This window comes from Glutamicibacter sp. MCAF14 (genome assembly GCF_052114325.1).
Taxonomy (GTDB): Bacteria; Actinomycetota; Actinomycetes; order Actinomycetales; family Micrococcaceae; genus Glutamicibacter; species Glutamicibacter arilaitensis.
Genome location: NZ_JBFREO010000010.1, coordinates 1 through 23286, shown reverse-complemented (window position 1 = coordinate 23286; position 23286 = coordinate 1). Strand labels below are relative to the sequence as shown.

Below are 23286 nucleotides of genomic sequence, written 5' to 3'. Positions count from 1 at the left end.
AATCCTAGAGCAGCTCCGCGCGCAACTGTGCGGGGGACTTGGGCGAGAGCAGCCCCGGGGCCACATCGTACACGGTCTGCGCACCGGTGATGCCGCGCTGGTTCATCCGGAAGGCGGCCCGGGCGTAAGCCACCAGCACGCTGGAAGTGAATTCCGGGTTGGAGCCAAGGGCCAGCGAATACTCGATGACCTGCTTCTGCTCGTCGCTGGTATTGCCCGAACGGATCACGAACCCGCCGTGGGGCATATTCGAATGCTCGGCGGCCAAGGTCTGCTCGTCGATGAACTCGACGGTGGTGTCGTACTGGTCGAAGTAGTGCTCCATGCCCACGATCGCTTCGCGCACCGCCTGCGCATCGGCACCGTCTTCGAGCACCACGAAGCATTCGCGCTGGTGCTTCTCGCGGGTGCTCAGCGAAGGCCGCTGCCCAGCGCGGACCCGGTCGATGGCCTCTTGGCTTGGGATGGTGTACTGCACGCCGGCGGCGACACCCGGCACGCGGCGGATCGCATCCGAGTGGCCCTGGCTCAGGCCGCGGCCCCAGAAGGTGTACGTCTGCCCGTCGGGCAGCAGTGCTTCGCCGAAGACGCGGTTGATCGAGAACATGCCCGGATCCCAGCCCACGGAGATCAACGCGGTCTTGCCCGCAGCTTTCGCCGGGGCATCCACGCTCTGGAAGTACTCCGGGATGCGGGCGTGGGTGTCGAAGCTGTCCACGGTATTGAACAGGGCCGCGAACTTCGGGCCCTGTTCTGGCAGGTCCGAACGCGAACCGCCGCACAGGATCAGCACGTCGATGCCGCCCGCGTGCTGCTCAAGCTCGTCCATGGCGAAGCGCGGGGCAGGCTGGGCCAGATCCAGGGTGCCAGGGTCGCGACGGGTGTAGACACCCACCAGTTCCATATCCGGATTCTTCGCGATCGCGCTCTGCACGCCGCGTCCCAGATTTCCGTAGCCTGCAATGCCGATGCGGATCTTTGAAGTCATGCCAGCCGTTTCCTTGGGGTTGAAGTTTGCGCAGCCGCTCAGGGGCTAAATACTTCGGATTATGCCAATGAAACAGCGGGCGGGGAAACCTTAGGCGGAGTATGACCTCGGACTTAGCCGAACAGGCGCTTGAAGAAGCCCTTCTTCGGCTCCGCTTCGTGGCCCTGGCAGCGATCCTTGTTCGGGACGTTGCGCATGGTTGCTTCGACGTGCTGGCCGCAGCCAGCCCAGGTGGTCTTCTTGCAGGTCTTGCATTGAACCTGACGGCACATGGTGTTCCTTAGGGGGTTGTGTTGCGGTTAGGACAGGGAGAGGAACAGCTTTTCGAGTTCTTCGACGCTCAAGCCGTCTTCTTCCTCGGAAGCCTTTTCGGGATCCGCAATGCAGTACTGCATTGCCGAGGAGACAATGGCGAATCCGGCGCGGTCCAGTGCGGTGGAGACGGCAGCCAGCTGGGTGACGACCTCCTTGCACGAACCGTCGGTTTCCACGGCATTGATGACCGCATCGAGCTGGCCGCGGGCGCGCTTGAGTCGGTTGAGGATTCGCTTGCGGGTTGCTTCATCAGCAGTGCGCATCATTCTCTCCTTGGTAGGGATGGTGGATCAACGGGCTTTTGCAGCTTCATGAGAAGCTGCTCCAAAGCAGCGGCTTTCAATGCTCCAGGTTTCGAATGTACAAGTATCCCATTCTTGAACGCCACGAGCGTCGGGATGGACGCAATCTGCATTGTTCGTGCCAGCTCCGGCTGGGTTTCGGTATTCACCTTGGCGAACGCGATGCCCTCATGGGCCTCGGCGGCCAGCTCGAAGACCGGGGCAAATCTCTTGCAGGGGCCGCACCACGGTGCCCAGAAGTCAACGAGCACCATTTGGTTATTCCCAATGAACCGCTCGAAGTTCGCGGCGGATAATTCCAGCGGTTTCATCAGGCACCGGATTTCATGGCTAGCGGACAGCGTGCGTGCAACGCCGGAACCTTGCGGCACAGCAGCATCAGCAAGCCCGCAAACACGGCGATTAGCGCAATGGCCAACCCGCCGGGAGCCGGCACCTCCTGGCTGAGCACGAATACGCCCATGGCCAAAACGAAGTAGCCGAATCCCTTGCGCAGGCGGTGCTCAGCAATCCGATGCGAGAGCCGTGCGCCAAGCAGCGAGCCGAGGATCGCTGTGACAGCCAAGGACATGGCCAGCGGCCAATGCAGCGCCACCGAATTCAGCTGTCCGGCCAGCGCCGCCGCCGAATTCAAGGTGATCACCAGCAAGGAGGTGCCCACCGCCTGCGCCATGGACAGCCCGGCTAGCAAGGCCAGTGCCGGGACGATCAGGAAGCCACCGCCAGCGCCCACCAGGCCGGTGACCGCCCCGATGCCCAGGCCAACCGGCGCGAAGAGCCATACTGGCAGCGAAGCGCCGCCGGGGTTCTTGCGACCGCGGATCATCCCGCGGGCACTGGCCAGCATGATGACCGCAAAGCCGAGCATCAGCAGCTGGGCTGGGATGCTCTCAGCCAGCAGCCCGCCACCGAAGGCGCCGAGCATGCTGGTGGTCGCGAAGACCAGCCCCTGTGCCCAGCGCACATGCCCCTTGCGGGCATGCGGAATCAGGCTGGCCGCCGAGGTCGATCCCACCACCAGCAGGGAGGTGGCGATCGCTTCCTTGCCCGGCATGCCCGCGACATAGCTGAGCAGCGGAACCATCAGGATTGAACCGCCGCCGCCAAACAGCCCCAGGGTGAGCCCGACGACGCCTGCCAGCGCAACGGCCAGAATCAGCAGCGGTCCTACTTCCATGGTTTACTTCGCCACCTTGTTCCAGGGCATCTTGCCCAGGGCGCTGATCATCGGGCAGGAATCGCGCACTGCCGAGAACACCAGTCCGCCGCCGATTCCGGCCGAGAGGTAGGCGAACTTCGGGGAGATGAACTTTGCGCCCAGCAGGCCGGCGAGCACCAGCGAACCTGCGGTCATGCGCATCTGGCGATCCAGTGCCCAGCGCTGCACCCCGCGCACCATTGTTCCGCCGGCGTTTTCGTAGGCGGTGACGCCGCCGATCAGTACGGTGCTGTGCCCGAGCTGCTGCTCGTTCAGGGCGCGCTGCGCCTTGGAGGCGCGGTTGCCGCTGTGGCAGATCAAGACCGGAGTGCCCGGGATCTTGGCCAGCACTTCGGCGGCGTTCGCGGTGAATTCTTCCAGCGGTACGTTGTACGAGCCGGGAATGTGGACGGTCTCGAATTCGCCCGCGGTGCGCACATCGATCAAGGCGAGGTCGGCGTCGGGGGCGTCTACCAGGCACTTGAGCGCTGCGGCGTCCATGGTGTTCAAAGTGCTAGTCATTGGCGGGGGTTCAGCTTTCGTTGCAGGGGTGGTTAGTTGGCGAAGGCGGACCAGCCGAGGTAGCTGCCCTGAAGCTCGATGATCTCGAAGCCGGCATCGCGCAGGGCGCTGGCGGCCACGGCATTGCGCATGCCGCTCTGGCAGTAGGTCACGATGGCGCCGCGGGTTGGCAACTGATCCTGGTTCCACAGCACGCGTCCGCCGGACAGCTGCGTAGCGCCCGGGATGTGCCCGGCGGCGAACTCGGTCTTGTTGCGCACATCCAGCAGCATTGCGTAGTCGAAACCTTCCAGCTGGGCTGGGGTGATCGACTTCGGCTTCACGAGGGTCAAGCCTTCGAGGCTGGTGGTGAAGCCCTTGACCGCGTCGATTCCCACGCGCATCAGGTGGGCGCGGATCTGGGCGGCATGCTCGACGGAGTCGGCGAGCACGATCAGATCGCGTTCATCCTTTTCCGGGTCGTAGGCCCAAGCGCCGAAGCTTGCGGTCTTCGCCGTGCCCGGGATGGACAGGGCCCCGGCTACGGTGCCTTGGGCGATCTGGGTGTGCCCGCGGGTGTCGACGAATGCCGAGGCGCCCGAGCGCATCTGCTCCGCGATTCGCGCTGCCGGTACTTCTTCCAGTGCTTCGAGCTCGCCGAGGACCGCTGGGCCCAGGCGGTTCTGGCGCTTCATGCGGCCAAAGTACGCGTGAGCGTCGGGCTGGCCGTTGAGCAGTTCGGCAATGAAGCCTTCCTGGTCGTCGTTGGCCAGGTAGGTGCTCCACCATGCGAATTCGCGCTCGTAGCCCAGGGTGGTGGAAGGGACCGCGCCCAGCGCCTTGCCGCAGGCGCTGCCCGAGCCGTGGCCAGGGTGGATCTGGATGTAGTCGGGCAGTTCGGCCAGGGTCTTCTTCAGCGAGGCGTAGAGGTCACGGGCGCCTTGGAAGCGGGTGTCCACTCCGCCGGCTGCCTCATCGAGCAGGTCTGGTCGGCCCAGGTCGCCGGCGAAGATGAAGTCGCCGGAGAGCAGGTAGCCCGGGGCCTTGCTGAAGGCGCCGTCGGTGACGGCGTAGGCCAGGTGTTCTGGGGTGTGGCCGGGGGTGTGGCGGGCGGTGATGCGCAAGTTGCCCAGCACGATGGCGTCGCCATCCATCAGGCGCTCGGCTTCGAAGCCGTACTGCCAGTCCTTGCCGCCTTCGCCCGAGACGTAGCTGGTGGCGCCGGTGGCGGCGGCCAACTCGCGGGTTCCGGAGAGGTAGTCGGCGTGGATGTGGGTTTCGGCTACGGCAGTGATGCGCATGCCGTGCTTGGCCGCCAATGCCAGGTAGTCGGAAATGTCGCGGCGTGCGTCAACTACCAGGGCTTCGCCCTTGGCCTGGCAGCCGATGAAGTAGCTGGCCTGTGCGAGGTCTTCGTCGTAGAGGCGTTCAAGCAGCATGGTTGGTTCCTTTCAAAGATGAATTGAAACCACCATACATGATACCCCCGGGGGTATGTCAAAAATACGGGTGGGGGTATACGTTGAACTGTCGAAAATCACTTCTGGGGGAGGGTGGTTCTAGCCTTGTGCGAACTGGCGCAACCAGCTGTGCAGCTGTTTCTGCTCGAGAGGATCCAATGAACCTAGCAACTGCAGTTCCCCGTCGCTGGAGGGATGCAGGATGCCGAGGTGATCTGCGGGAAGGTGCGCCATTGCCGCGCCGGCATCGGAGTCGGCGGATGCGCTCGCCGGAGCGGAGATGAATATTTCCGCAGGAGAATCCGGCCACCCTTCGAGGATTGAAATCGTGCCCTCTAATAGGCGCAAAGTTTCATGCGCGCTGAGCCATGCGGTGACCGTGCCGATGCCCAGTTCCAGGCCCGCCTCGGGGGTGTTTTTGCGCATTCCCTTGGTGAGAATCTGGGTTTTCACGTTGAACTTGTCCGTTGCCATTGGCTTCGCCCGGGCCAGGCGCTGTTCCATGCGCGCGAAATGCTGCTCGATGCTTTTACGGCTTGCGAAGATACCCATGTAAGTAACTTTGCCTGCTTCGGTGGACGCTGTCGAGCTATTTGCCGGTTGCAGCCGAAAGTACCGAAGTGAAAGCCGACTTCAGCGACTGCGCCAGATCTGCAGATTCTGCCAAATAGCCATTGACCATTGCTCCGTCGCGCAGCATCATGAACTGGCGTGCAGCGGTTAGTGGATCCTTGACTCCGGCATCGGAGGCGATGTCGGCGAATTTTTCGAGCATCCACTGGCGGTGCGTGCCGATGATTTCGCGTACCGGGTCTGCCGGATCTGAATACTCGGCCGCCGCGTTAATGAATGCGCAACCGCGGAATCCCGGGTTGCAGCTGGACGCGCCAATGCCTTCTGCGATCGCGCCGAGTGAAGCGGCCGGGTCTGAGGGGTCGTGCACGCTTTGGAGCCACTCGCGTTCCTTTTCGCCCAGCTCGCCGAGGTAGGCGACGACCAGGTCGCTTTTGCTGCGGAAGTGGCGGTAGAAGGTGACCTTGGTGATTCCTACTTCTTCAATGATCTTGTCGGCGCTCGTTGCGCGGATGCCTTGGGTGTAGAACAGGCGGCTGGTTGCCTCCAGGATGCGCTCGCGAGTGGCACCGGCCGAGCGGGTTCGGATGGATTTGGCCGCTGCTTCTGATTGCACGAGTGCCTCCAAGTAGAAAAAAGTTCTTGCGCAGGTATACGAAGTAGTCTACCTTAGTGAATGTAGACGAACTAGCAACTCTACTAGTTCCGGATTTTGAGGAGACGCAACATGTCAGCACCCCTGTACAGCACCACCGCAACCGCAACCGGCAATGGCCGTTCCCAGGCCCGCGCTGTCAGCGACGATGGCTTGCTCGATGTCACGCTGGAAACCCCGACCTCCATGGGCGGCCCGGGCGGTGCAACCAATCCCGAGCAGCTTTTTGCTGCCGGCTGGGCCTCTTGCTTCCATTCCGCTCTGAAGCTCGTCGCCGCGAAGCGCAGGGTCAAGATCGCGGACTCCACCGTCACCGCAGAAGTTTCCCTGCGTAAGACCCCGGAAGGCGGGTTCGGATTGGAAGCGGCACTGCAGGTGAACTTCGCTGCGGGCCTGAACAAGGAAATGGCTGACGAGCTAGTTGACGCCGCGCACGCCGTCTGCCCCTACTCCAACGCCACTCGCGGCAATATTCCGGTGACGCTGACCAGCGTCGTAGCTTGAGCACCGCCATGAGCATCACGTCCAGCGATTACAGCCGCAAGTTGCGCAACCTTTATTTCGCCCGCTTCGCCGTGGCAATCATCTGGGTTGGCCTCATGCTTGCAGCGGCCGCCCGGGCGACTGAACCGAGCATCTTGCTGACAGCGCTGCTGGTAATTTTTCCAGCATTCGATGCAGGCGCCGTGCTGTGGCAAATGCGAGCGGATCCCGCGGGGCGGGGCTCCTGGGCGGTACAGAAGGCAGCGATTGCCTTGAGTTCAGTGGTTGCCATTGCCTTGGGGATCGCCTCTTCGATCTCGCTGCCGGCGGCCGTTGCTCTCTGGGGAGTGTGGGCGATTGCCTCCGGTGTCGCGCAGTTGCTGACCGCGATTCGCAACCGAGGTGCCGGCGGCCAAATTGCGCAGGTGCTATCGGGAGGTATCTCGGTGCTCGCCGGTGGCGGTTTCCTCTACCAAGGGCTCCTGGGACGCGCAATGATGGCCGGGGTAGCGGGCTATGCGACCCTCGGGGCGGTCTTTTTCCTCGTCTCGGCCATCGTCTTGAGCGCAAAACTGCGCAAGGTCAGCGTCTAGGCCAAGCTGTCGAGGTGCTTGGCCAATCGTGCGCTGGCGTTGGCCAGATGCTGGGCCAATACCTCGGCGGCACCGTGGGCATCACCGGCTTCAATGCACTGAAGCAGGCGTTCGTGCTCGTCGGCAATATCTGCGGTGTTGAGCAAGGTCGCATCCTGCACATGGGTCATGCACAAGCGGATTTCATCGCTGAGCTGGCCGTAGATGGAGCTGGTGCGCTGCGACTGGAGGGCTTGGACCAGGGCGGAGTGGAACTGGACATCCGGGTCCACGATGTCGATCGGGGACGCATCGCGCAGGGCAGTGATTTCCGCATTGGCTTGGCGAGCGGCTTCTGGGACTTGGCCGGTGCTCGCCAGTAGTCGGACCGCCTCGGCTTCGATGATGGCTCGGGTGCGGTAGATGTCGCGAGCGTCGGCCGAAGTCAGCAGCGTGACTTTAGCGCTCTGATGCGCGTTGCGCGTCAGTAAGCCGCTGGCAACGAGGTTTTCCAAAGCCGCTTTTGCTGTTGGCCGGGCCACCTCATAGTGCGCAGCAACGTCGACCTCGCCCAGCGGCGTGCCGGGGGCCAGTTCTCCGCTGAAAATTCTGGCACGCAAAGATTTCACGATGGCCTGAACCACGGAAACCACACCTAATCGGGCTGCCACATGGATCCTTTCGCCCTGCTGGAAAACAACCTAACAAGTATCCCACGAATCGTACTACTATGACATGAGTACTTGTTAGACAATTTTCGTATTCGGCAAGCGGCGCTTGCCAACCGCACAGGAGCGCACCATGGCTTTGAGCACGCCAGCACTCGGCGAAACAACCGTTTCGTCCACGATCCTTGACCTCGTCGGGGACCAAGACCGCGTTAAAACCCGATCCATCGACCGCGTTGCCTACGCTTCGGATGCCTCGCACTACCTGTACACCCCGCAGGCAGTGGTGCTGGCCAAGGATGCTGCCGAAGTATCGGCGTTGCTGACGGCCGCCGCCGCCAAGGGCCAGCCGGTCACCCTGCGCTCCGGCGGCACCTCGCTGGCCGGACAGGCCAGTGGCGACGGGCTGATGATCGATGTGCGCCGCAACTTCCGCGGGATTACCGTGCTCGATAAGGGAGCACGCGTGCGCGTGCAGCCCGGAACAACCGTGCGCCAGGTCAACGCCCGCTTGGCGGTCTACGGAACGAAGCTGGGCCCGGACCCGGCCAGCGAGGCCGCATGCACCATCGGCGGCGTGATCGCCAACAACTCCTCGGGCATGGCCTGCGGCACCGAATTCAACACCTACCGGACCCTGGAATCGATGACCTTCGTGCTGCCATCGGGCACTATGATAGATACCGCGGATCCCGAGGCTGACCGCAAGCTGGCCGCCGCCGAGCCGCGGCTGGTTGCCACTTTGGACAAACTGCTCAAGCGCGTGCGCAGCAATCCTGCTTCGGTCGCGAAGATCGAAAAGCACTTCGCGTTGAAGAACACCATGGGCTACGGCATCAACGCCTTCCTGGACTTCGATAGGCCTGCCGAGCTGATGGCACACTTGATCATCGGTTCCGAGGGAACCCTGGCGTTCGTCGCAGAGGCCGTCTTCCGCACTGTGCCGATCCGCAAGCTGGCTGTCGCCACCTTGGCCGTATTCGACAACCTGGATCTGGCCACCCGTGCGCTGCCTGAGCTCGTGGAATCCGGTGCAGCCACCCTGGAGCTGATGGACTCCACCTCGCTGCGCGTCGGCCAGTCCTTGCCTGGCGTGCCCGATGCCATCATGGGCTTCGACGTCGAGCAGCAGGCCGCCTTGCTGGTGGAGTACCACGCGGACACCGAAGAGGAGCTGGCTGGGCTGCGATCCGCAGGCCAGTCGCTGCTCGATGCTTCGGCATTGCGTGCTCCAGCCATCTTGTCCCCGGATGCCAAGAACCGCCAGGCCGCCTGGAAGTTCCGCAAGGGCCTGTATGCTTCGGTGGCCGGCGCCCGCGTTTCGGGTACCACCGCGCTGCTGGAAGACGTCGTCGTCCCGGTTGAGACCCTGGCCGAAACCTGCGACAGCCTGCAGGAGCTATTCACCGAGTACGGCTACGAGGATTCGGTGATCTTCGGCCACGCCAAGGACGGCAACATCCACTTCATGCTCACCGACCGCTTCGAGGGCGATGTGGCGCTGAACCGCTACAACTCCTTCAACGACAAGATGGTGCAGCTGATCCTGGACAAGGACGGCAACCTGAAGGCGGAGCACGGCACCGGCCGCGCTATGGCGCCATTCGTTCGCGCGCAGTACGGCGATGAGCTCTACGAGGTGCACCTGGAACTGAAGGCCGCCTGCGACCCCCGCCTGATGATGAACCCGGGCGTGATCATCGATGAGGACCATGCCGCGCACATCCGCAACATCAAGCTCAACGAGACCATCGAGGTTGAAGCGGACCACTGCGTGGAATGCGGCTACTGCGAACCGGTTTGCCCGTCCAAGGACCTGACCCTGACCCCGCGCCAGCGCATCGTGGTGCGCCGCGCCATTGCCAAGGCCGAAGCCGAGGGGAACACCGCCCTGGTGGCCGAACTCGAGCGCGACTACGAGTACAACGGCGTGCAGACCTGTGCCGTTGACGGCATGTGCGTCACCGCATGTCCTGTGGGCATCAATACCGGCCTGCTGGTCAAGCGCCTGCGCCGCGAAGATGCACATCCTGTGCTGGAAGCCGGTTTCAAAGCCGCTGCCAAGGGCTGGGGTGGTGCGACCCGCGCTGGTTCGCTGGCGCTGAGCGTTGCCGACAAGTTCCCGACCGCAGTGGTCCGCGGCGCTACCGACTTGGTTCGCAAGGTGGTCAGTGAGGATCTCATGCCACGCTACGATGCTGACCTGCCAGGTGGCGGCGAAGCCCGCAAGCCAATGGCCGGGAACTTAGGTGCCGTTGGCACCGAGCCTCTGGCGATCTACCTGCCAGCCTGCGTGAATTCGATGTTTGGCCCGGCTGGAGATGGCGAGGGTGTTGCCCCGGCATTCACCAAGCTGCTGCACGCTGCCGGCGTCTCCGTATACGTCCCAGAAGGCATTGAATCCACCTGCTGCGGCACCCCTTGGACTTCCAAGGGCTACGAGCAGGGCCACGAAGTCATGGGCCAGCGTGTGCTGGAGGAAATCCGAGCTGCCATGCCGGGCAAGAACTTGCCGATTATCTCGGATGCTTCGAGCTGCACGGAAGGCTATGAGCACACCCTGGCCGAGCACGGTTACGAGGTAGTGGATCTGTTGGCATTCACTTCGCAACACCTGCTCGACAAGCTGCCCGAAATGCAGAAAATCTCCTCGGTGACCCTGCACCCGACCTGCTCATCCACGCAGATGGGCTTGAACCCGGATATGCAGAAGATTGCCGAGGCAGTCGCTGACACCGTGAACACCCCGGTCAATTGGGGTTGCTGTGGTTTTGCCGGCGATCGCGGCATGCTGCACCCTGAGCTGACCGAGTCTGCAACTGCCCGGGAAGCGGCCGAGGTTCGTGAATTGGATGCGCAGGAACATGCTTCGTGCAACCGTACCTGCGAACTGGGCATGACTCGTGCGACCGGCAAGGAATACCGCCACATCGTTGAATTGCTGGCAGAGGCTGCTGGCAAGTAGCACTCAGGACAAAGCCGCTTGAAAGGCAACTTTCAGGCGGCTTTGCCGCAGGGTGATGCTTAGAGCTGGTACTTGCCGAGGATCAGGCCGCGAGATCTTCGGGGCCGTCATGCGGTTTCAGTCGTTCCTTGAGTTTCTGCATCCATTTCGAATCGCATCTCAATTGAGGGAACGGTTTGTGCGCGTATCCGGTGGCCGGTGGTGCGGTGGACTTGTACGACATTGCTGATCCTGGGCAAACCATGATGGGATGGCCGTTGCCGAATGCAATGTATTCGTACCAACCGACGGCTTCCTTGGCTTTGTTGCAGGCAGCGCACCGGCCATCGCCGTTGAAAACAGTGGTCTTGCCGCCACGGGCGTATTGCTTGACGTGGTCTATTTCCTCGACGATTCCGTCGCAGAATGGCGTGCGGCAGTGTCTGTCGCGGACCGCGATGAACTTCTTGAGCTTTTCCGGGAAAATCCGGGCTTTAGAATCCATGGTGATCAGGTCCTGGTCACCGGGCGCCGTGTAGAAGCGGGCGAGTTCGGTGCGCACTTCGAGCTGTTCGATGAGTTCTTGGTCAGGTTTGGCATCGATCTGCTCGGGGGTCAGGTCATTTGGGATCTGATGCCCGCTAATCCATTCACGCACGCTCTGGGCAGGAATGAATCCGTAACCTTCCAAATAGGCTGGTTCGCGTTCGCCGGCGAAGAGGGCTCGGTCGGTCATGATCACACCGACGTGCAGCGCGATGGGCATCTTGGAAGGTTCACCAATCATCATGTAGCTGAAGAGCAGGTCGGCACGAATCTGGGCGCGAGAGCGCTTATCGCCTTTTTTGCGCAGGGCTTTTGACTCATCGTCCAAGTAGTTCTTCAGGCACATGCCCTGCAGCAGGGGGTATTCGCCGTTGATCATGATGCGGCCGCGCTGATGGTCGATTTTCAGGCTGAGTTTGCGTTGTTCTTCAACGGTTTTCTGCTCGATTGATTCCTGGTCTGAAGTGTAGGACAGGACGAACTTATGGACCGTTTCCTTGATCTGGTTAGTGCCCATGGACTCGAACATGTCCGGGTTCTGGGCGAAGAACTGGTCGAACTCGGTGCGACGCAGGGGTTTGAGGGCTTGCAACGGAGTCAGGATGGCTTGGGCTTGCGCCTCGGTGAATTCTCCGCGTGCGCAGGCTGCCGCGAGGTGAGGGGTGTCTTCGAAGAGGATGCGGCAATTGACCAAGTAATTGCGCATTCCGTGCGGTGATTGCCTGCGGGCCAGAGCGACGCTGGCGGCTGCGCCGCGCGTTTGGTCATCCATGTGGATGCCACGTTCTTCATGGTCTCGAACGAATTCCTTCTCGAGTTGGTGGCCGAGGGCGGCCTGCTTGAAGCGCAATGTGGAGATGAAAGACTCCAGTAATTCGATGCCTTGGGCGCACTCGGTTTTGCTGCCATGTTCTTCAATAGCAGACAGGTCGTCTTGCACCATTTGCATGTGGAGGTCGAAGTCCTCATGTGGTGCTGGTGGGGTGAGGCTGCTTCCGTGCGCCTTTGCTTCGGACATGTTCTAATTATACTTCTTTAGATAGAACATGTCTTCTAATAATGTGGAAAACTTCGGAATCTGCGTTGCGTGCATACTTATGCAAACCTTGTAATGATATCCATCTCAAAATCTCGATGGCCCGCACGGTGCAATATCGTTGAATGCCCAAGTAAAAGGGCGTAAATGCGGAAAATTCGCTGGTTTCCAAGAGATCCTGGCCCGGTGGGAGCATGACATGATGTTCCAGTTCGGAACTTCCATTTGCAGCGCCCGGCCGCATCCAAGGCCGGATCGAGGCAGCAATAACACCCCCATTGAGGACTCGCGATGAATCGCAAACCATCCATGAGCTCGCGCCAGGCCACAATGCTCGGTGCCCAGCTGCGTCGTCGCAAGTCGATCGCGAACATGATCACCGAGTCGCAGACCAATGCGGGAGCGGGCCAGCTGCGACGAACCTTGGGCATGTGGCAGCTGACCATGATCAGCGTCGGCGCCACCATGGGCACGGGCATCCTGGTAATCCTCGGCGATACGGTGCCGGTCGCAGGCCCGGCCATCTGGATCTCTTTCGTGATCGCGGGCATCACCGCCCTGCTCTCTGCGGTGTCCTATGCGGAAATGGCCGGCATGGTTCCGGTATCCGGCTCCAGCTACTCCTATTCTTACGCGACCATGGGCGAAGGCATCGCCTGGATCTGCGGCTGGTGCCTGGTGCTCGAATATGCGGTATCGGTGGCTGCGGTGGCCGTAGGTGCGGGCCAGTACGTGAACGAAACGCTGCGGACCTTCGGCATGGAACTGCCCCAGATGCTTGCCGGGGGACCTGCTGAAGGCGACGTGGTGAACTTGCCGGCACTGATCGTCATCGCGCTGGCCACCTTGCTGCTGGTGCGCGGGGCGCGCGAATCGGCCATCGTGAACTCGATTGTCGTGGCCATCAAGGCCGGAATCCTCATCTTCTTCTCGATCGTCGCCTTCAGCGCCTTCAATGCGGGCAACTTCGAACCGCTGCTGCCAATGGGCGCCGCCGGCGTGACCGCCGCGGCCTCAAGCGTGTTCTTCTCCTACATCGGTTTCGATGCCGCCTCCACCGCCGGCGAGGAAGCGAAGAACCCGAAGCGCGATTTGCCGCGTGCCATCATGCTCTCGATGCTGATCGTGACCATCAGCTATGTGCTGGTAGCCGTTTCGGCCATCGGTGCGCGCGAATGGAACTGGTTCGAAGGTGCGCAGGCGCCGCTGGTGCAGATCGTTGGCGAGCTGACCGGCCGGCCGGTCTTCGTGCTGATCTTCGCGGTGGCTGCCGTGCTGGCCATCGCCTCGGTGGTGCTGACCGTGCTCTACGGCCAGACCCGCATCCTGCTGGCCATGTCCCGCGATGGACTGGTGCCGCCGGTGTTCGGCAAGGTTTCGGCGCGCACCGGAACCCCGGTTGCCGGAACCTGGATCACCGGCATCCTGGTCGCGATCACGGCTGGGTTCATCCCGCTAGGCGCGCTGGCTGACGCCACCAGCATCGGCACCCTCTTCGCCTTCGCGCTGGTGGGCGCATCGGTGATGTACCTGCGCAAAACCCAGCCGAAGGCCGAACGCACCTTCCGCGTGCCGCTGTACCCGATTACCCCGATCCTGGGCATCCTCGCCTGCTTGTTCCTGATGAGCCAACTCGGCTGGCATACCTGGGCGGTGTTCATCATCTGGATGATCGTCGGTGCTGCCGTCTACCTGGGCTATGGCCGGCGTCGTTCGCGCCTGGGCCAGATGACCAAGCAGGAATACGCCGCCACTCTCGCCGACGAGAAGTAGGAACGCCAGGTGCTGCAGGAGAAAGAGGTTCGGTGGAAGGTGTGAATTCCATGGTATTCATCGGCGCTATTCGGCTCGTGCTTGCGATACGCGTAGGGTGGGAATCACTCGAATGAGCAGGAGTTTGCAATGAGCACCACAGGCCGCAGGGATATCCATCTTTCGTTGACCGCCGACCAGGCCGACGACCTGATCAGCGCGCTGGAAGCGCACCGCGGAAGCTTCGAACGCCTGGAGAAGGAGGCGGGCCATGGTTTCGGGCTTCCTGCGGCGTATTGGACTGGCCGGGTTCAAGAGGTCCAAGAGCTGCTTGATGCGGTGCGCCGGCAGGAACCCGGCGATGATACCGGGCTGCAAGGCGAGGGCGGAGCTGGCCGGGCGCTTGGGCAAGCGGACTAGCCAGCTGGGCTCTGCCGCCGGATCAGTCCTGGTGCTTGTCGCTCTGGGAGTCCGATAAGTCCAGATGCTCGGAGGACTCTGCTCCGGGAGCGCTCTGGGTCCTGATCGAAAACGGAATCTCATGGATTGCGGCACTGTGGGCCCAGTACCCGACGCGGAAGGTGGCGAGCCGAGACTCGCTGTTCCGTCGGCACAGGTCGCCCATCGTGGATTCTGCCGGGAGCGCGGGAACTTCGGGGAAGATGGGGCTGGGCACGGTCACGTGCCAAATCTGCAAGTTATCAGGTTCTCCTCCGCACAGCACCAGCAGGACCGCGCGGCCTTGGGTGGAGATGAATCCCATGACGTCTTCAACCAGTTCATGGGGTTCGGCGATGACTACCGGCATGCCCTCTGTCCAGCCGTAAGTGGACAGGTGCCGTCGTGCTGCGTGTGAGTTGAGCAGTTCGGTGATGCGCCGGGTGGCATTTGAGCGCAGGTTTGAGTGGTTCAAGGAATCCTCCGTTGATGGCAGCTCGCCGTTAGGTGAATGCCCACGAAATCAGGGTGTGACGGATCACAGCTTGAATCCCCGGGTTTCGCCTCAGGCGCTCGGTGAACATCGTGGAGTTATTTTCCTAGAATATGCGAATTCCTCGAAAAAATGTAGCCCCAGCCTGCGAATGCAGGCTGGGGCCCCGGGGGCTGTATCGGCTAGTAGCTCAGGCCGAAACCGTAGTCGAAGAGCGCACCGTCGGAGGTCTCAGCGTAGCCGGGCAGATCGCTGAACTGCTCGGTGATAGCCTCGCGTGTACCAGCCAACGCGAACGGCGTGTGGCCTTGCGGAGAGAACTTGCCGGAGAGCACGTCCATCAGCGCGGTGTCGGTCATGCCGAAGCCGGCCACGATGGCGCCCGCCTCGCGCAGCCCGCTGGGCTCGTCCATGACGAATGGCTGGCGGAAGTACACGTGCCTGACGACCTTGCTGGGGTCCTCGACCTCGCTCATCACCTGCTTGATGGTGTCCAGCGACGGGCTGATCTCCCAGGACTGCGACTCGGCCATGCCGGTGAAGTCCAAGATGCTGGATTCCCAAGGCAGCGACCCGCCGAAGCGCAGGCTGTTATCCGTGCAGGATTCGGCGCCCTGGGTCACACAGGCATCGGCTGCGCCGAATGGGCTGGCTCCGTCAAGGCCTTCAATGCCGTCCATGGTGATCGGGCTGATGTGCTCCGGGTTCATGCCCGATTCCGGATCATCGGACTTGTAGGAACTGGTGTTCTTGTTGTTCACCGATACCGAGAACTTTCCGCATTGTGGTCATGGGTGTTTCAGGCTGTGGAAAATCTACGGTGGGCGAGTTGCTCGGTGGCCAGATCAAAGCAGAGTTCCTCGATGGAGACTCCCTGCATCCGAAGGCGATCATCGACAAAATGGCTTCGGAAAAGCCGTTGGATGATGCCGATCGCGAGCCCTGGCTCGGTGAAATCGGGCGTCTGCTGGCGGCAGCCGGAGAACGTGAGCCATTGATCATTGCGTGTTCAGCACTCAAGCGGAAGTACCGCGATCAGATCCGCGAGCAGGCGCCTGCAACGGTGTTCATTCACCTGCACGGGAGTCTTGAGCTGCTGACCGTACGCATGGGCGAGCGTGCTGGGCACTTCATGCCAGTCGGATTGCTGAAGTCCCAGTTCGAAACGTTGGAAGAGCTTGAACCAGATGAACGCGGACTGGTGCTCGATATTTCAGCATCGCCGCAACAACTGGCCAGTCAGGCAGCCAGTTGGTTGGGCAACCATTAAGTAGGGCTGGCGCAGCCCGAGGCAGGTACGGACAAATCCGTGCGTGCCTCGGGTTTTGCGTTTGGTCCCCGAGGTTCCGCCGGCGAGGCCTGGTGCATTCCACTTTCGGCCAGCAGCGTGCCAGCGTCAGGGAAGCCAGGCGCAGCAACAGCTCCGAGGCGCAGCTGGAGGTGCCGTCCTCGCTGTAGGAGGAATCGCTGAGGAATCCCTTGATTTCGGCGCCTTGCCTCGGGCACTCGTTCTGCAAGACGCCGTAGCGAGGGTCGCACGTTCGACTGTCTGCAGATCATCTTCGGAGCTGCTCGAATTCTGTGCAACTGTCGTGGCAAAAGTTTGCCATAGGGCACCGGAGTCCAGGATCTATGGCCATTTTCCTGAGGTGTGCCTTATTATTTAGAAGTCAGGAATCCAGCTCAAGCAGGTTCCGGCGCTCTCAAAAGGGGCGATACCCGTTGCGGCCCAGCAACCGGTAACGGCAGACATATATGGAATTTCTTCAGCACGATTTCTTGAAAAGAGTCCATAATGTCTAGCGTTTCAGCTGCCATTTCCCATGCCCTCAAGCCCATCGCCCCGCAGATCTTCGGATTAATGGGCAACGGCAACGCCCACTTCCTGGATGCCGCCGTCCGCGCGGGATTCGACTACACCGCCGTGCGCCACGAATCCGCCGCTGTTTCCGCGGCCGACGCGTACTTCCGCATCTCCAACAAGCTGGCCATCGCCTCGACCACCTACGGAGCCGGGTACACCAATACCATCACTGCCCTGGCCGAAGCCGCCGCAGCACGCACCCCGCTGCTGTTCATCACCGGCGATGCCCCAACCACCGGCCTGCGCGGTTGGGATGTCGACCAGGCTGCGATCGATGCCGGCGTGGGGGCAGCGCGCTACGTCGTGGACCGCCATACCCCGGGTGCCACCGCGATGGAAGCGGCCGCCCATGCGCTACGCGAACGCCTGCCGGTGGTCTTGGCTATTCCCTATGATTTAGCGGCAGCGGATCCCCTCGAAGAACAGCTTCCTGATTTCGCATCGCTGCGCAGCACCCCGCCGGCGCCGCAACTGAACTCCACCCAGCTGGAGCAGATCGCGCAAAAGCTCAATGCGTCCGAGCGCACCCACATCCTCTACGGCCGCGGCGCGATAGATGCCGCAACCCACGTCAAGGACTTGGCGCAGAAGCTGGATGCCACCACCTCGGGCACTCTGCTGGCCCGCGACCTGCTGGACTACGAGTTCGATCTGGGCATCACCGGCGGCTTCTCCACCGAGGCCAACGCCCGCATCATCGCCCAGGCCGACACGGTGCTGGTGCTGGGCGCTTCGCTGAACCAGTTCACCATGCGCTTTGGCGATCTCATCGCCGCCGATGCAACGTTGATCCAGGTCGATCTGGGAAGCACCGCCACCAACCCGCGCGTAGACTACTTTGCCACCGCAGATTCGGCTCTGGCCGCAGCAGATCTGCTCGAAGCGGTTGATCCGGCAGCCGGCGGATGGCGTTCGAGCCTGGATCTGTCGAACCTGCGCAGCCGCCCGGCCGGTGACGAGCAGGCCGCCGACGGGCAGCTTGATCCGCGCCGCGTGGCCAGCGAGCTGGAGCAAATCCTGCCGGCCAACCGGCTGCTGGTGCAGGACGGCGGCCACTTCATCGGCTGGGGACCGATGTACTGGTCGACCACCGGGGCGCGCTCCGTGAGCTGCGTGGGCACCGCCTACCAGTCCATCGGCCTGGGCATCGCTTCGATGGTCGGTGCCGCCCCTGCGGCGGATGGCCGCACGGTAGTGCTGGCCGCCGGCGATGGCGGGTTCCTGATGGGGCTGGCGGATCTGGAATCGATCGTGCGCACTGTGGAAAGTGGCGTAATCGTCATCTACAACGACTCCGCCTATGGAGCGGAAATCCACCAGTACGGATCCATTGGCCTGCATGAGGACCCGATGCTGATCCCGACCGTCGATTTTGCCGGCATTGCCAACGCCATGGGTGCCACCGGAATCCGCCTTGACACGCTCGAAGACCTTGCTGGGGTGCGGCAGTGGGTCCAGGCTGGAGCGCGAGGGGTGTGCCTGGTCGATGCCCGCGTATCAACGCATGTGCGCGCCCCTTATATGGAAGAAGTCCTGGCTGCGAACAAGAAAGCAGCGGCGGCTTCGGGATTACAATCCGGTAAAGGCGTTGGAAAGCGATAGCTGAACGTCGTAGGGTGGTTAAGTGCGCAAGTTATTAGTTGGAACCGCAAGTCTGGGTCTAGGGGCACTTTTGATGTTCCCTGCGGCTGCCGCATTTGCCGTCCCATCTGGAACTGGTGATGAAACGGGAGCCAGCTCAGCACAGCTTTCCGAGACCTCCCTACGCGTGGCAACCATCCAGGCAAACCTCAGCGGCGAAACCCCTGAGCAGCTTCCGGCGGATCTGCTGCGTGGCTCTGACCGCCAAGCGGGGCAGGTTGCTGACAAGATCAGCCGAGCCAACGCCGATGTCGTAGTGCTCACCGAGATGGATGCCACCCAGGAAGCCGTGGATGCATTCAACGACCAGTACCTGCAGAACCCGGACGATGACCGCGCGGATGTGGAATACGAGTATTCCTATCTCGCAGTGGGTTCCAAGGGCCTGCAGAGCGGTGCTGATCTGAATGCAGACGGCGTAATTGGCAGCGCCGAGGATGCATGGGGCCAGGGCGCCTTTGCCGAGCAGGGTTCCATCGTGGTGCTTTCGAAGTATCCGATCGCTCAAGACCAGGTCACCGGCGTATCCCAGCTCCGGTGGCAAGAGGTCGCACATGACATGATGCACCACACCGACTTCTCCGGCGTGCTTGCTGCTTCCATCCCGGTGATGAGCACCGGTTTGTGGGACATCCCGATCCAGTACCGCGGCGAGCCGGTGCATGTGCTGGCCACCCAAACCCAGCCAGATGCACAGGACCAGGAATTCGCTGACGCCCGTCTGGCCGATGAGCTGAAGGTCATCAACGGCTACCTGGCCGGCGAGGACTACATTCGCACCGATGAGGGCCGGCAAGCCGAAGGGGTTGGCGAAGACCGCTTCGTCATCGCAGGAGCCCTGGGCCTGCAAGAAGGCGCGGCCGATCGCGTGGAGCCATTCCTTGCGGGACTGGACCGCGAGAACGCATTGGATGATTCGGGCAGTTACCTGGTTCCAAGCCAAGCCTGGCAGGTACTAGGCCAGGGCCGCATCCAGGAACACCAGCCGAGCATTTCCCAGCCGATTTCCGGTACTGTGCCTAATCTGGTTGAGGAATCAACTCCACTGATCTGGACCGATATCCAGTTCTAAGCGCCAAGCAGCTCACGAAGATACGGGTTGAGGAATAGTCCCTGCGGATCGAGAGTTTCGCGCAACCTGGCGAAGTCGCTGAATTTCGGATAGAGCCGAGCCAGCTCTGCTGCCTGCAGGGAATGCTCCTTGCCCCAGTGGGGCCGGCCGCCCAAAGACCGGAAGATCTCTTCCATGGCCGCAAAATATCCCGGAGCCTGATCACGGATATAGCGGTGCACGGCAATATACACGCTGTCCCTTCCGGTAGCCGTACCCAGCCACGTGGAATCCGCGGCGGCAGTTCGCACCTCGATGGGGAAGAACACCTCAACCCCGTTGCGCTCGAAGTATCCGCGCACCCGGGTGAAGGCTTCGGCGAAAGTATCCAGCGGCAACGCATATTCCATTTCGGCGAAACGCACCCGCCGGGGGCTGGTGAAGGCTTCGTTCCAAGGTGAGATGGAGCTGCGGCCAGATAAGGCAGCGCAAGCTACCGCATTCAACTTGGCCGTGCTGCCGGGCACTGCCGCGCTCACCGAGCTGAGCAGCTGCAACGCACCATTGGAAAGCAGCTCATCGTTGAGCCACTGGGCCACCGGATTCGGCTTCTTTGCAGGGCTCTGCCCATCGAGCCGGGTATTGATCTTCACCTGGGCTTTGCTGGTGCCCGGGAACCAGAAGAATTCCAGATGGTCTTCGTGCCGGGCCCGGTCCATGAAGCTTTCTGCGATCTGCCCAATTGGTTCGATGCTTTCGGCCGCATGGATCATGAAGTGCGGGACGCAGCGCATGCGCACATGGGTGAGGACGCCCAGCACGCCCAAGCCGAGACGGGATGCTTCGAAAAGTTCGGGATTCTCCTGCGAACTGGCACGCACATGCGAGCCGTCGGCCAGCATGATCTGCACGCCGGTAACCGCCGCGCTCAATCCGGTGAATTTCAGGCCCGTACCGTGGGTACCGGTGCTGATTGCCCCCGCGATCGATTGCCTGTCGATATCTCCCATATTTTCCAACGCGAGGTGGAATGGCTTGAGCAGCGCGGGGACTTGCCAAAGCCGGGTTCCAGCGCGGAAGAGCACCTCGTGGGTGAACGCGTCGACTTCTTCTATTCCCTGGAAACCATCCAGGTTCAGCAGCACCCCGTCGGTATGTACCAGCGGGGTAAAGGAATGCCCGGCGCCGACGGTGCGCACCGGCTGATGCCGGGCAGCGGCCTGCTGGAGATACTGGGATAATTCGGTGACGCTGCGCGGACGGTTGATTGCTGCGGGATGAGCGCGGACAGTCCGTGCGAAATTCTTGAAGGTGCTCACAAGAATGCTTTCCCTTCACCGCGGTAGGTAGGCCATTGCTCGATGATCTTGCCTTGGCCGTAGACCGCTACCTTATTAACCCGTTCGGCTGGTTCGCCCGCTTTGGCATGGCGCAGCCACACCCGTTCGCCGATGGCGATGCGATGCGCTGCCGGTCCGGTCAGCGGGGTCTGCACTTCACCGGCTCCTTCCAGTGCCAGAAAGCGCAGCTTCTTAGGATGTTCGATCTTGGGCAAGCGGTCCTTGCCGGATGGACCCGATGCCACCCATCCGCCGCCGAGGATGGTTACCGTCTGCTCATCGGGGCGGCGGACCACAGGGAAGCCCAAGAACAGTGCAGGGGCAGGGCGGAATGCGCGGAAGGAATCGAATAGCGCAGGGGCGAATAGTCCCGAGCCCGCAGCTATTTCGGTTACTGCCGGCTCCTGTACGGTACTTTCCACCGAGCCGGTCCCACCGGCATTCACAAATCGAAGGTCACCAAGGTTGCGTACCAGCTCCACGGTTTCTGCACGGCGCTGGGCCAATTCGGCAGCGCTACGCTGCCGCAGTTTTCGGGCGACCAGGGCCTTGGGGCTGAAACCGCCATCGGGGACCGAAGCGATTTGGGACTCGTAGCCCATCAGCCCGTCCAGGATGAAATTAGACCGGCGGTGCACTTCGGCGGCCAGCTCGGCGACCTGGGCCGGACGGGTCAGTGGAGAGCGTGCAGCACCGATGCGCCAATTGCTGCTGGGGTAGTATGCAGCATCGAGTTCCAAGGCGACCTTTAACGGTCCGTGCTTCGGGGCAATCCGATCGATCAGGTCCAGTTGCTCTTCGGTGTCCACCATCAGCGTCACTTCTTCACGGGCCTGCTCGCTGGCAGCCCAGCGGCTGATCGCCTCAGCGTCGGTTTGCGGGTAGGCGACCACTAGATCCCTCAACCCATGGCTAGCCAGCCAAAGCGCTTCGGCCAGGGTGAAGCAGAGAACTCCGCGAAATCCGGGTTCATCCAGTGCCCGTTCCAGTGCCTTGCGGACGCGCAGCGATTTGGAAGCGACACGAATCGGCACCCCTGAGGCACGTTCGCGTAGGGCGATCAGATTGGAATCAAAGGCATCCAGGTCCAGCAGAGCCACTGGATGCTCTGAAATGCCGGCACTTTTCAAGGTGTGGTTATACCGTTTGGCCTGTGCGTTCTTCATAGGCCAACTCTTTCACCAGGTTCATGGAGTATCAACGAATTTTTCAAGGTGCTTGTGCTCAAGCTGAAAGCTCAAGGAAACTCTCAGGGTCTTGCGGTTAGGCTGGAGCCATCATGAAAAACGATCCAATTTCAATGACCCTGCTTGGCAAGGATGGAAAGCCGCGCTCGGGCGTGCAAGATGCCATCATGAAGGCCATTGGCGTGCAGCGTCCGCTGGTACTTGCGTACATCAAGCGTCTGCGTAAAAAGCACCCCGAAGCCACTACTGCTCAGCTGGCAGCAATCGCCGAACGCGATTACCTGCGCGTAGTAACCGGTAGCGGCGCGGCCGTTGGCGGAACCGCAGCAGTTCCAGCAGTTGGTACCGGTGTAGCGCTGGGTCTGTCTGTCGCAGCGACGCTGGGCTTCCTCGAAGCTTCGGCGTTGTATGCGCAGAGCTTGGCGGAGTTGCACGGTATTGCCATCGATGATCCGGATCGTTCCCGAGTACTGGTCATGGGCATCATGATGGGCGAGGAAGGCAGCTCGATGATTTCCGGATTGACTTCCCAGGTTGCCGGGCGTGGTGGCGGACCTATCCAGGGATGGGCGAGGTCCTTCGGAATTGGCAAGTCCAAGACTGTCTACTCCTCGGTGCAGCGTGCCTTGCAGAAGAAGTTCCTGCGCAAGATCATCGGAACCCAGGCTGCTAGCACCTTGGGACGCTTGGTTCCGTTTGGTGTTGGCGCAGCGATCGGTGGCGTAGGCAACCGGTATATGGCAAAACGAGTCATCGAGAATGCTGGTGTTGCTTTCGCCGGTATCCCGACGATTGCTCCGAGTTCGTTGCCTTTGGACGACCCGCGGGTCATTGAAGCGGAGATTGTCGAAGACTAGCAGCACGGCAAAGTGCGTTTTCAACCGTCTCCTTAATATGTTTCACGGATTTTTACGCACGTCGATCCGCATGAATACGGGCTTTAATCGACGATCGAAAATTAAGTGTGCACGGTCACCGCTGAAAAAGACTTCGCCGATTTGCAGACCCCCCAAAACCTGTGTATAGTTTTTCCTTGTCGCCGAGAACAAAACGGAAGAAATAACCGGATGTGAAACGGCAGCAAAACCCCAGAAAATCAAGGTTTTTCCACAGTCCTGTGGACAACGTTGGAAAAGAATGGGAACTAAGAATACCGATTCAAATCACAAACAATGGATTTGACTTTCAGGAATTCGAAGTTATAGAATATGAATATAACGCTGGACGAAATTACCGCCTGGAATGGTGGGTAAAGAACCGGTAAGTGTTTGTTGTTTGA

General features: G+C 61.4%; 24 protein-coding genes. 9 read left to right on the top strand and 15 right to left on the bottom strand.

What is annotated here, in order from left to right; all coding sequences use genetic code 11:
- Window positions 1-4 precede the first annotated feature (4 nt).
- The 9 genes from AB4Y71_RS16140 to AB4Y71_RS16100 all read right to left on the bottom strand — a co-directional run bounded on the left by AB4Y71_RS16140 (window position 5) and on the right by AB4Y71_RS16100 (window position 5953).
- On the bottom strand, window positions 5-988 hold the full coding sequence (locus tag AB4Y71_RS16140) for a diaminopimelate dehydrogenase (protein ID WP_134778924.1): 984 nt from the start codon (window positions 986-988) through the stop codon (window positions 5-7).
- A gap of 113 nt (window positions 989-1101) precedes the next feature.
- Window positions 1102-1260 (bottom strand): hypothetical protein, encoded by a 159-nt coding sequence (locus AB4Y71_RS16135; protein ID WP_013347535.1) that lies wholly within the window; start codon window positions 1258-1260, stop codon window positions 1102-1104.
- 27 nt (window positions 1261-1287) lie between these two features.
- Window positions 1288-1566 (bottom strand): metal-sensitive transcriptional regulator, encoded by a 279-nt coding sequence (locus AB4Y71_RS16130; RefSeq protein ID WP_041648278.1) that lies wholly within the window; start codon window positions 1564-1566, stop codon window positions 1288-1290.
- On the bottom strand, window positions 1566-1916 hold the full coding sequence (trxA, locus tag AB4Y71_RS16125; RefSeq protein WP_134778923.1) for a thioredoxin: 351 nt from the start codon (window positions 1914-1916) through the stop codon (window positions 1566-1568). The genes AB4Y71_RS16130 and trxA overlap by 1 nt, the downstream gene beginning before the upstream one ends.
- Entirely contained in the window at window positions 1916-2782 is an 867-nt protein-coding gene (locus tag AB4Y71_RS16120; protein WP_441721989.1) for a sulfite exporter TauE/SafE family protein, read from the bottom strand. Before AB4Y71_RS16120 ends, trxA begins: the two co-directional genes overlap by 1 nt.
- 3 nt (window positions 2783-2785) lie before the next feature.
- Window positions 2786-3325 (bottom strand): rhodanese-like domain-containing protein, encoded by a 540-nt coding sequence (locus AB4Y71_RS16115; RefSeq protein WP_102598754.1) that lies wholly within the window; start codon window positions 3323-3325, stop codon window positions 2786-2788.
- Between the two features lie 32 nt (window positions 3326-3357).
- Window positions 3358-4743, bottom strand: coding sequence for a rhodanese-like domain-containing protein (locus AB4Y71_RS16110; protein WP_441721986.1), 1386 nt, complete (start codon window positions 4741-4743; stop codon window positions 3358-3360).
- A 120-nt stretch (window positions 4744-4863) separates the two neighbouring features.
- On the bottom strand, window positions 4864-5316 hold the full coding sequence (locus AB4Y71_RS16105; RefSeq protein ID WP_441721983.1) for a hypothetical protein: 453 nt from the start codon (window positions 5314-5316) through the stop codon (window positions 4864-4866).
- Window positions 5317-5353: 37 nt separating this feature from the next.
- Entirely contained in the window at window positions 5354-5953 is a 600-nt protein-coding gene (locus AB4Y71_RS16100; protein ID WP_134778919.1) for a TetR/AcrR family transcriptional regulator, read from the bottom strand.
- 111 nt (window positions 5954-6064) lie between these two features.
- Between AB4Y71_RS16100 and AB4Y71_RS16095 the strand changes: the two genes are divergently transcribed.
- Together AB4Y71_RS16095 and AB4Y71_RS16090 are read left to right on the top strand one after the other, a co-directional pair.
- Window positions 6065-6496, top strand: a complete 432-nt coding sequence (locus AB4Y71_RS16095) for an organic hydroperoxide resistance protein (RefSeq protein ID WP_134778918.1) — start codon at window positions 6065-6067, stop codon at window positions 6494-6496.
- Window positions 6497-6504: 8 nt separating this feature from the next.
- Window positions 6505-7068: a hypothetical protein gene (locus tag AB4Y71_RS16090; protein ID WP_441721980.1), complete on the top strand. Its 564-nt coding sequence runs from the start codon at window positions 6505-6507 to the stop codon at window positions 7066-7068.
- On the opposite strand, the gene AB4Y71_RS16085 is transcribed toward AB4Y71_RS16090, so the two are convergent.
- Window positions 7065-7718 (bottom strand): GntR family transcriptional regulator, encoded by a 654-nt coding sequence (locus tag AB4Y71_RS16085; protein WP_134778916.1) that lies wholly within the window; start codon window positions 7716-7718, stop codon window positions 7065-7067. The genes AB4Y71_RS16090 and AB4Y71_RS16085 overlap by 4 nt on opposite strands.
- A gap of 130 nt (window positions 7719-7848) precedes the next feature.
- Here AB4Y71_RS16085 and AB4Y71_RS16080 point away from each other — a divergent pair, with 130 nt between their 5' ends.
- Window positions 7849-10680: an FAD-binding and (Fe-S)-binding domain-containing protein gene (locus AB4Y71_RS16080; RefSeq protein ID WP_441721978.1), complete on the top strand. Its 2832-nt coding sequence runs from the start codon at window positions 7849-7851 to the stop codon at window positions 10678-10680.
- An 82-nt stretch (window positions 10681-10762) separates the two neighbouring features.
- Here the strand turns inward: AB4Y71_RS16080 and AB4Y71_RS16075 are convergent, their stop codons facing one another.
- Complete coding sequence (locus AB4Y71_RS16075) at window positions 10763-12223, bottom strand: HNH endonuclease (RefSeq protein WP_013347546.1); 1461 nt, start codon at window positions 12221-12223, stop codon at window positions 10763-10765.
- A 309-nt stretch (window positions 12224-12532) separates the two neighbouring features.
- Here AB4Y71_RS16075 and AB4Y71_RS16070 point away from each other — a divergent pair, with 309 nt between their 5' ends.
- Together AB4Y71_RS16070 and AB4Y71_RS16065 are read left to right on the top strand one after the other, a co-directional pair.
- On the top strand, window positions 12533-14014 hold the full coding sequence (locus tag AB4Y71_RS16070) for an amino acid permease (RefSeq protein ID WP_441721976.1): 1482 nt from the start codon (window positions 12533-12535) through the stop codon (window positions 14012-14014).
- A 129-nt stretch (window positions 14015-14143) separates the two neighbouring features.
- Window positions 14144-14413 (top strand): hypothetical protein, encoded by a 270-nt coding sequence (locus AB4Y71_RS16065; protein ID WP_441721974.1) that lies wholly within the window; start codon window positions 14144-14146, stop codon window positions 14411-14413.
- Window positions 14414-14435: 22 nt separating this feature from the next.
- On the opposite strand, the gene AB4Y71_RS16060 is transcribed toward AB4Y71_RS16065, so the two are convergent.
- A complete protein-coding gene (locus AB4Y71_RS16060; RefSeq protein ID WP_441721971.1) occupies window positions 14436-14906 on the bottom strand; it encodes a hypothetical protein in 471 nt (156 codons plus the stop codon).
- 200 nt (window positions 14907-15106) lie between these two features.
- Window positions 15107-15685 carry a glycoside hydrolase family 3 C-terminal domain-containing protein gene (locus AB4Y71_RS16055; RefSeq protein ID WP_441721968.1) on the bottom strand — a complete coding sequence of 193 codons (579 nt, stop codon included), beginning with the start codon at window positions 15683-15685 and terminating at the stop codon, window positions 15107-15109.
- A gap of 29 nt (window positions 15686-15714) precedes the next feature.
- Here AB4Y71_RS16055 and AB4Y71_RS16050 point away from each other — a divergent pair, with 29 nt between their 5' ends.
- The 3 genes from AB4Y71_RS16050 (at window position 15715) to AB4Y71_RS16040 (ending at window position 19501) form a co-directional block, all read left to right on the top strand.
- Complete coding sequence (locus tag AB4Y71_RS16050) at window positions 15715-16194, top strand: gluconokinase (protein ID WP_441721965.1); 480 nt, start codon at window positions 15715-15717, stop codon at window positions 16192-16194.
- A gap of 525 nt (window positions 16195-16719) precedes the next feature.
- Window positions 16720-18390 carry a thiamine pyrophosphate-binding protein gene (locus AB4Y71_RS16045; protein WP_441721962.1) on the top strand — a complete coding sequence of 557 codons (1671 nt, stop codon included), beginning with the start codon at window positions 16720-16722 and terminating at the stop codon, window positions 18388-18390.
- A 166-nt stretch (window positions 18391-18556) separates the two neighbouring features.
- The gene (locus tag AB4Y71_RS16040; protein WP_441721959.1) at window positions 18557-19501 is read left to right on the top strand and encodes an endonuclease/exonuclease/phosphatase family protein; all 945 of its coding nucleotides are present in this window, start codon (window positions 18557-18559) and stop codon (window positions 19499-19501) included.
- Here the strand turns inward: AB4Y71_RS16040 and AB4Y71_RS16035 are convergent.
- Both AB4Y71_RS16035 and AB4Y71_RS16030 read right to left on the bottom strand, forming a co-directional pair.
- Entirely contained in the window at window positions 19498-20799 is a 1302-nt protein-coding gene (locus AB4Y71_RS16035) for a D-arabinono-1,4-lactone oxidase (RefSeq protein ID WP_441721956.1), read from the bottom strand. The two genes, AB4Y71_RS16040 and AB4Y71_RS16035, sit on opposite strands and share 4 nt — an antisense overlap.
- Window positions 20796-21986, bottom strand: a complete 1191-nt coding sequence (locus AB4Y71_RS16030) for an alanine racemase (protein WP_441721953.1) — start codon at window positions 21984-21986, stop codon at window positions 20796-20798. Before AB4Y71_RS16030 ends, AB4Y71_RS16035 begins: the two co-directional genes overlap by 4 nt.
- 113 nt (window positions 21987-22099) lie before the next feature.
- On the opposite strand from AB4Y71_RS16030, the gene AB4Y71_RS16025 reads away from it, so the two are divergent.
- On the top strand, window positions 22100-22864 hold the full coding sequence (locus tag AB4Y71_RS16025) for a hypothetical protein (RefSeq protein WP_134778908.1): 765 nt from the start codon (window positions 22100-22102) through the stop codon (window positions 22862-22864).
- Window positions 22865-23286 lie beyond the last annotated feature (422 nt).